Raw genomic sequence first — 7,175 nt, 5'->3', positions numbered from 1 at the left:
CTTGCGCCGAGGCTGGGCCCCGGACCGGCCAGGGCGACCCGTTCGAAGGCCGGGCCGCACCGCGCCGTCGTCGTCGGCGGCGGGATCGGAGGCCTCGCCTCCGCCGCGCTCCTCGCTCGCGACGGCTACGACGTGACGCTCCTCGAGGCCCGCGAGGTCGTCGGAGGCCGGGCCGGCTCGTGGGAGCACGAGGCTTCCGCTTCGACACCGGCCCCTCGTGGTACCTCATGCCCGAGGTGTTCGACCACTTCTTCCGCCTGATGGGCACGAGCGCCGAAGAGCGCCTCGACCTGGTGAAGCTCGACCCCGGCTACCGCGTCTACAGCGAGGGCGTGGACGAGCCGATCGACGTGCTCGCCGACCTCGAGTCGAACCTGGCCCTGTTCGAGAGCATCGAGCCGGGTGCGGGCGAGCGGATGCGCCGCTACCTGGAGTCCGCGCGCGACACCTACGAGGTCGCCAAGCGCCGCTTCCTCTACACCAGCTTCTCCTCTCTCCTCCCGCTGCTGCGCCGCGACGTGCTCAGCCGCACCGGGAAGCTCGGCCGGCTGCTGCTCACCCCACTCGACACCTTCGCCGCGACCGCTGTCACCGACAACCGCCTCCGCCAGATCCTCGGCTACCCCGCCGTGTTCCTGGGGTCGTCGCCGTTCAGCGCGCCGAGCATGTACCACCTGATGAGCCACCTCGACCTGGCCGACGGCGTGCTCTACCCGATGGGCGGATTCACGACGCTGATCGAGGCCGTCGCCGACGTCGCCGAGGAGGCGGGCGTGCGCATCCGCACCTCCTCGCCGGCGACCCGCATCCTCACCGCCCGATCGCCGCGCGGCGGCCGCCACGGCGCCGAGGTCGTCGGAGTCGAGTTCGCCGGCCCCGAGGGCAGTGAGCGGATCCCGGCCGACCTCGTCGTCAACGCCTCCGACCTCTTCACCACCGAGCAGTCGCTCCTGCCCGAGGAGCTGCGCACCTACCCGCCGGCGTACTGGGAGAACCGGGAGCCGGGCCCGAGTGCCGTCCTGGTGCTGCTCGGCGTCCGCGGCGAGCTGCCGCAGCTCGAGCACCACACGCTGCTGTTCACCGAGGACTGGCGCGAGAACTTCGGGAAGATCTTCGGCGAGCAGCCGAGCGTCCCGGATCCCGCCTCGATCTACGTCTGCCGGCCGAGTGCGACTGACCCGAGCGTGGCTCCGGAGGGGCACGAGAACCTGTTCGTGCTCGTCCCCATCCCGGCCGACACCTCGATCGGCCGCGGCGGAGTGGACGGCGCCGGTGATGCGCGCGTCGAGGCCATCGCCGATTCCGTCATCGAGCAGATCGCGACCTGGACCGGCGCGGTCGACCTCGCCGAGCGCATCGTCGTACGCCGCACCATCGGCCCGGCCGATTTCGAGAACGATCTCGGCGCCTGGCGCGGCTCGATGCTGGGCCCCTCGCACGTGCTCTCACAGAGCGCCTTCTTCCGCGCCGGCAACGTGAGCCGGCACGTCGACGGTCTATTCTTCGCGGGCAGCTCGACGATCCCGGGCATCGGACTGCCGATGTGCGTCATCAGCGCCGAGGTGATGCTCAAGCGCGTGCGCGGCGACGTCTCGACCGAGCCCCTGCCGGTGCGCGAGGCGCCGAGTGCCCCCGTCGCGCCGAGCGTCGTGGAGGGGTCTGCGTCCGTCCTCGCTGCGGCGGGGGAGTAGGCGTGGGGATCCTCTACCTGCTCGCGCTCGTTGTCTCGATCACCGGGATGGTCGTGCTCGACCGGCGCTTCGGCCTGTTCTTCTGGGCGGATGCGCGGCGGGCCGCGATCGTGCTGCCGGCCGGTGTGGCGTTCTTCCTGGTCTGGGATCTCGTGGGCATCGGCCTCGGCGTCTTCTTCCGCGGCGAGACCCCCTACATGACCGGCGTTCAGCTCGCGCCCGAGCTGCCCATCGAGGAGGTCCTCTTCCTCACCCTCCTCTGCTACCTGACGATGGACGTGCACGGCTTCCTCTCGCGGCGCGGCGCGCAGCGGAGGGTGGGGGAGCGCGCATGACCTATCTCCTGCTCAACACCGTGTTCCTCGCGGTGGTGCTCGTGCTCCTCCTCGTCGCCCTGCGCCGACGCACCCTGCGCGCCTCCGCTCTGCTCGGCACGCTCGCCGTGCTGCTGCTGATGACGGCCGTGTTCGACAACGTGATGATCGGCGTGGGCCTGCTGGTCGCCTACGACGACGAGCTGATCTCGGGCATCCGCATCGGCGTCGCTCCGATCGAGGACTTCGCCTACGCCATCGCCGCGGCTCTCGCCCTCCCCGCCCTGTGGACCCTCCTCCCCGCTCGACGACGGAGCGAGGCGTGAACCGGCTGCGCGCGCTCTTCGTCTCGAGCCGCCCGCTGAGCTGGGTGAACACCGCCTACCCGTTCGCGGCGGCCTACCTGCTGACCACGCGCGAGGTCGACGTCGCCTTCGTGCTTGGCACCCTCTACTTCCTCATCCCGTACAACCTCGCGATGTACGGCATCAACGACGTCTTCGACTACGAGTCCGACCTCCGGAACCCCCGCAAGGGAGGCGTCGAGGGCGCCGTCCTCGACCGCAGTGAGCACAGAGCGACGCTGATCGCCGCTGTCGCCACGAACGTGCCGTTCCTCGCCGCTCTGGTCCTGCTCGGCTCGCCGGTGTCGTGGCTGGTCCTCGCGATCAGCGTGTTCGCCGTGATCGCCTATAGCGCGCCGGGGCTCAGGTTCAAGGAGCGGCCCTTCGTCGACTCGCTGACCTCGGCGACCCATTTCGTCAGCCCCGCCGTCTATGGGATCGCGCTCGCTGGCACGACCGTGACCGGCCCGCTCGTGGCGCTGCTCGTCGCCTTCTTCCTCTGGGGCATCGCCAGCCACGCCTTCGGGGCGGTGCAGGACATCCTCGCGGACCGTGCGGGCGGCATCGGCTCGATCGCGACCGTGATCGGAGCGAGGGCGACCACCCGCTTCGCGATCGCAGCGTACGTGGCGAGCGGGCTCCTGCTGCTGCTCCTGCCGTGGCCGGGGACGCTCGCTGCGCTGCTCGCGCTGCCCTACGCGATGAGCATCTGGCCGTATCGATCGCTGTCGGACGCGGAGGCGGAACGCGCGAACGCGGGCTGGAAGCGCTTCCTTGCGCTCAACTTCCTGACCGGGTTCCTGGTCACGCTTCTGCTGATCGTGTTCTGGCTCGCGACCTGATCGCGCAGCTCGCTCGTCGTTCCTCGGAACGGCCGGCCCGAGCGGCGCGGCCGGAACGGCGGGCCAAGAGCCCGGAGGACCTGAAACGCAGGCTTCGAGCCCGCAGGCCCTGACATGCAGGCGCCGAGGCGCAGGCTCCGAGGCGCAGCCTCAGAACAGGTCGTGCGGAGCGACGATGAGGACGATCACGACCGCGAGCGCGGCGAGCAGACCGATGGCGAGCGCGACGAATCCGATCCGTCGCACGATGCGCCGGGCGCGGGTGCTCCGCGACTCGCGGCGCTTCTTGCGGACCCGGACCGACGTGGGCTGCGCGGGTGCGGCGCTCTCGTCGCCGGTGGCGTCTGCGGCCGCCGCGGGGACGGCGGTCCCGGCCGTCGGCCACTCCGACGCGGGTGTCGTGGAGGGGCGCTCCACCGCGGGAACGTTCTCCTGCGTGTGCCGCTCGGGGCCGGGCAGCCGCTGGTCCACGGGACGTGTCGTCATTCCCGATCCTCCTTCACGCCGCGTCGGCGCGACCCGGTCACTCTAGGCGAGCGGGAGGCGTCTGCTGCGGCTCTGGCGCGTTCTGCGGGTCCTGCGCGAGCGGTGCGCCCGACGGCGGGCGCCGCACCGGCAGCAGCAGCGCCAGGCCGACGGCGAGCACGACCACCAGCCCGAGAATGCCCCAGTACTGCACGTTCGCCTCGCCGTTGCCCGACACGGCGGCGGCGATAGACACGGCGGCGGAGAAGGCCGCCGGGGCGAGGAAGGAGGCGGCGCGGCCCGTCGTGGCGTAGAGGCCGAAGATCTCGCCCTCGCGCCCCTCCGGGATGAGCCGGGCGAGGTAGCTGCGGCTGGCTGATTGCGCGGGGCCGACGAACAGGCACAGTAGCAGCCCGAAGATCCAGAAGACCGTCGTGCCGCCGTCGTGCAGCGCGAACACCGCGGTGCCGGTGACGAGCAGCCCGACCAGGGAGGTGACGATGACGGCTTTGGGGCCGATCCGGTCGTCGAGCGCGCCGACCGAGATGGTTGCGACCCCGGCGACCACGTTCGCGGCGATCGCGAACAGGATGACCTCGCCGGCGGTGAAGCCGAACGTGCCCTGCGCCAGGACTCCGCCGAAGGTGAAGACGCCCGTCAGCCCGTCGCGGAACACCGCGCTCGCGATCAGGAAGGTGACCGTGCTGCGGCTCTCGCGCCAGAGCGTCGCGATCTGAGCGAAGAGTGCGCGGTAGGAGGCGAGCAGGCCGATCCGCTCCGCCCGTCCGACCCGTGCGGGCGTCTCGGGCACCGCGAACAGCACCGGGAGGGCGAAGATCGCGAACCAGAGGCCTGCGAGCAGGATCGAGACGCGCACGTCGAGCCCGTCCTCGCCGCTGACGCCGAAGAGGCCCACCTCCGGAGAGATGAAGCCGAAGTACACGACGAGCAGCAGGACGATGCCGCCCACATAACCCATTCCCCAGCCGAATCCCGAGACGCGGCCGATGCTTGCGCGCGTCGAGACCTGGGTGAGCATCGCGTTGTAGTTGACGCTCGCGAACTCGAAGAAGACGGTGCCCACGGCGAGCAGCCCCAGCCCCAGCCAGAGGAAGGCGGGATCGGGGCGGACGAAGAACATCAGCAGGATGCACAGCACCACGACGGCGGAGTGGATCCCGAGCCAGAAGCGTCTGCGCCCGCCCGCGTCCGCCCGTCGGCCCGAGATCGGGGCGATGACCGCGACGACCATGCCTGCGGCCGCGAGGGACCAGCCCAGGGCGGCCGAGACTCCGCTCGGTGTGCCGAAAAGACCGTCGCTCGTCAGGTAGACGGTGAAGACGAACGTCGTCACCACCGCATTGAAGGCCGAGCCGCCCCAGTCCCACAGGCCCCAGGCCAGGACGGGCCAGCGTCCGGTGCGCGTCGTCATGGGCTCACCGTAGGGGGAGGAGGTGAACGGTCGGAAGTGCCGCGGCGCGAGGCTGAGAGTTGAGCCGACTCGGCTCACCTTTTAGCTTCTCGACTTGACGTCGAGAGGGTGGCCGTTAAACTTGAGCCTGTGGAACTCAAGTCCTGCAGAGGATTCCGCACCACCCGTCAACTGACCGGCCCGCCGCCCGCGCGAGGGCCGATCGCGAAGGAGAACAACGCATATGTCCCGTGCCGTAGGCATCGACCTGGGAACCACCAACTCTGTCGTGGCCGTCCTCGAGGGGGGCGAGCCCACTGTCATCGCCAACGCCGAGGGCTTCCGCACCACTCCGTCGGTCGTCGCGTTCACCAAGGACGGCGAGGTGCTCGTCGGCGAGACCGCGAAGCGCCAGGCCGTCACCAACGTCGACCGCACCATCGCCTCCGTCAAGCGCCACATGGGCACCGACTGGACTTTCGGCGTGGAGGACAAGAAGTACACCCCGCAGGAGATTTCGGCCCGCATTCTGGGCAAGCTCAAGCGCGACGCCGAGCAGTACCTGGGCGACAAGGTGACCGACGCGGTCATCACCGTCCCCGCCTACTTCAACGACGCCGAGCGCCAGGCCACGAAGGACGCCGGAGAGATCGCCGGCCTCAACGTCCTGCGCATCATCAACGAGCCGACCGCAGCCGCCCTCGCCTACGGCCTCGACAAGGGCAAGGAGGACGAGCTCATCCTCGTCTTCGACCTCGGCGGCGGAACCTTCGACGTCTCCCTCCTCGAGGTGGGTAAGGACGACGACTTCTCGACCATCCAGGTCCGCGCGACCTCCGGCGACAACCGCCTCGGCGGCGACGACTGGGACCAGCGCGTCGTCGACCACCTGGTCAAGCGTTTCAAGGAGTCCACGGGCGTCGACGTCTCGAAGGACAAGATCGCGCGTCAGCGCCTCAAGGAAGCCGCGGAGCAGGCGAAGAAGGAGCTCTCCTCCAGCACGTCGACCAGCATCCAGCTGCCCTACCTCTCGCTCACCGAGAACGGCCCGGCGAACCTCGACGAGACGCTGACGCGCGCCAAGTTCGAGGAGCTCACCAGCGACCTGATCGAGCGCACCCGCAAGCCGTTCACCGACGTGATCGCGGAGGCGGGCGTCAAGGTCGAGGACATCGCCCACGTCGTCCTCGTCGGCGGCTCGACCCGTATGCCGGCCGTGGCCGAACTCGTGAAGAAGCTCACCGGCGGCAAGGAGCCGAACAAGGGCGTCAACCCGGATGAGGTCGTCGCGGTCGGCGCTGCGCTGCAGGCCGGTGTCCTCAAGGGCGAACGCAAGGACGTCCTCCTGATCGACGTGACCCCCCTCTCGCTGGGCATCGAGACCAAGGGTGGGATCATGACCAAGCTCATCGAGCGCAACACGGCCATCCCGACCAAGCGCTCCGAGACCTTCACCACGGCCGACGACAACCAGCCGTCCGTCGCGATCCAGGTCTTCCAGGGCGAGCGCGAGTTCACTCGCGACAACAAGAACCTGGGCACCTTCGAGCTGACCGGCATCGCTCCGGCCCCCCGCGGCATCCCGCAGGTCGAGGTCACCTTCGACATCGACGCCAACGGCATCGTGCACGTCTCGGCGAAGGACAAGGGCACCGGCAAGGAGCAGTCGATGACGATCACCGGCGGCTCGTCCCTGCCCAAGGACGACATCGACCGCATGGTCCGCGAGGCCGAGGAGCACGCCGCCGAGGACAAGGCCCGCCGTGAGGCGGCCGAGATCCGCAACAACGCCGAGACCCTCGCCTACTCGATCGACAAGCTGATCAAGGACAACGAGGACAAACTGCCCGAGGATGTCACGTCCGAGGTCCAGGGCGATGTCGACGCGCTGAAGACCGCGCTGGCCGGAGACGACGAGGCGGCCGTCAAGACCGCGTTCGACGCTCTCAACGCCTCCCAGACCAAGATCGGCCAGGCCATCTACTCGCAGGAGCAGGCCGCCCAGAGCGCCCCCTCGGACGCTCCGGCCGATGGCGAGAAGAAGGACGACGAGGACATCGTCGACGCCGAGGTCGTCGACGAGGACGAGCCGAAGGACACCAAGTAGT

Annotated in this window: 6 protein-coding genes and 1 pseudogene; 5 read left to right on the top strand and 2 right to left on the bottom strand. The window is 69.7% G+C overall.

Annotated elements, in window-relative coordinates:
• Window positions 1-12: 12 nt before the first annotated feature.
• From crtI to ACH61_RS04490, 4 genes and pseudogenes are all read left to right on the top strand, one after another.
• A pseudogene (crtI, locus tag ACH61_RS04505) lies at window positions 13-1,691 on the top strand (phytoene desaturase family protein).
• Window positions 1,692-1,693: 2 nt separating this feature from the next.
• Window positions 1,694-2,026, top strand: coding sequence for a lycopene cyclase domain-containing protein (locus ACH61_RS04500; RefSeq protein ID WP_082845018.1), 333 nt, complete (start codon window positions 1,694-1,696; stop codon window positions 2,024-2,026).
• On the top strand, window positions 2,023-2,331 hold the full coding sequence (locus tag ACH61_RS04495; RefSeq protein ID WP_068209079.1) for a lycopene cyclase domain-containing protein: 309 nt from the start codon (window positions 2,023-2,025) through the stop codon (window positions 2,329-2,331). Before ACH61_RS04500 ends, ACH61_RS04495 begins: the two co-directional genes overlap by 4 nt.
• Complete coding sequence (locus tag ACH61_RS04490) at window positions 2,328-3,191, top strand: prenyltransferase (protein WP_068209076.1); 864 nt, start codon at window positions 2,328-2,330, stop codon at window positions 3,189-3,191. The genes ACH61_RS04495 and ACH61_RS04490 overlap by 4 nt, the downstream gene beginning before the upstream one ends.
• Window positions 3,192-3,341: 150 nt before the next feature.
• Here the strand turns inward: ACH61_RS04490 and ACH61_RS04485 are convergent, their stop codons facing one another.
• Window positions 3,342-3,677 (bottom strand): hypothetical protein, encoded by a 336-nt coding sequence (locus tag ACH61_RS04485; protein ID WP_068209073.1) that lies wholly within the window; start codon window positions 3,675-3,677, stop codon window positions 3,342-3,344.
• Between the two features lie 37 nt (window positions 3,678-3,714).
• A complete protein-coding gene (locus ACH61_RS04480) occupies window positions 3,715-5,088 on the bottom strand; it encodes an MFS transporter (protein WP_068209095.1) in 1,374 nt (457 codons plus the stop codon).
• Between the two features lie 223 nt (window positions 5,089-5,311).
• Between ACH61_RS04480 and dnaK the strand changes: the two genes are divergently transcribed.
• Window positions 5,312-7,174 carry a molecular chaperone DnaK gene (gene dnaK / locus ACH61_RS04475; protein ID WP_068209070.1) on the top strand — a complete coding sequence of 621 codons (1,863 nt, stop codon included), beginning with the start codon at window positions 5,312-5,314 and terminating at the stop codon, window positions 7,172-7,174.
• Window position 7,175: the final 1 nt, after the last annotated feature.

It is taken from the genome of Rathayibacter tanaceti, from assembly GCF_001634385.1.
Lineage (GTDB): Bacteria > Actinomycetota > Actinomycetes > Actinomycetales > Microbacteriaceae > Rathayibacter > Rathayibacter tanaceti.
The sequence above is the reverse complement of the archived record's forward strand: the minus strand, read 5'-3'. Positions and strand labels throughout refer to the sequence as shown.

Coding starts and splice junctions, on each gene's coding strand:
- ACH61_RS04480 (WP_068209095.1), bottom strand. CDS start 5,088: ATGACGACGCGCACCGGACGCTGGCCCGTCCTGGCCTGGGGCCTGTGG.
- ACH61_RS04495 (WP_068209079.1), top strand. CDS start 2,023: ATGACCTATCTCCTGCTCAACACCGTGTTCCTCGCGGTGGTGCTCGTG.
- dnaK (WP_068209070.1), top strand. CDS start 5,312: ATGTCCCGTGCCGTAGGCATCGACCTGGGAACCACCAACTCTGTCGTG.
- ACH61_RS04485 (WP_068209073.1), bottom strand. CDS start 3,677: ATGACGACACGTCCCGTGGACCAGCGGCTGCCCGGCCCCGAGCGGCAC.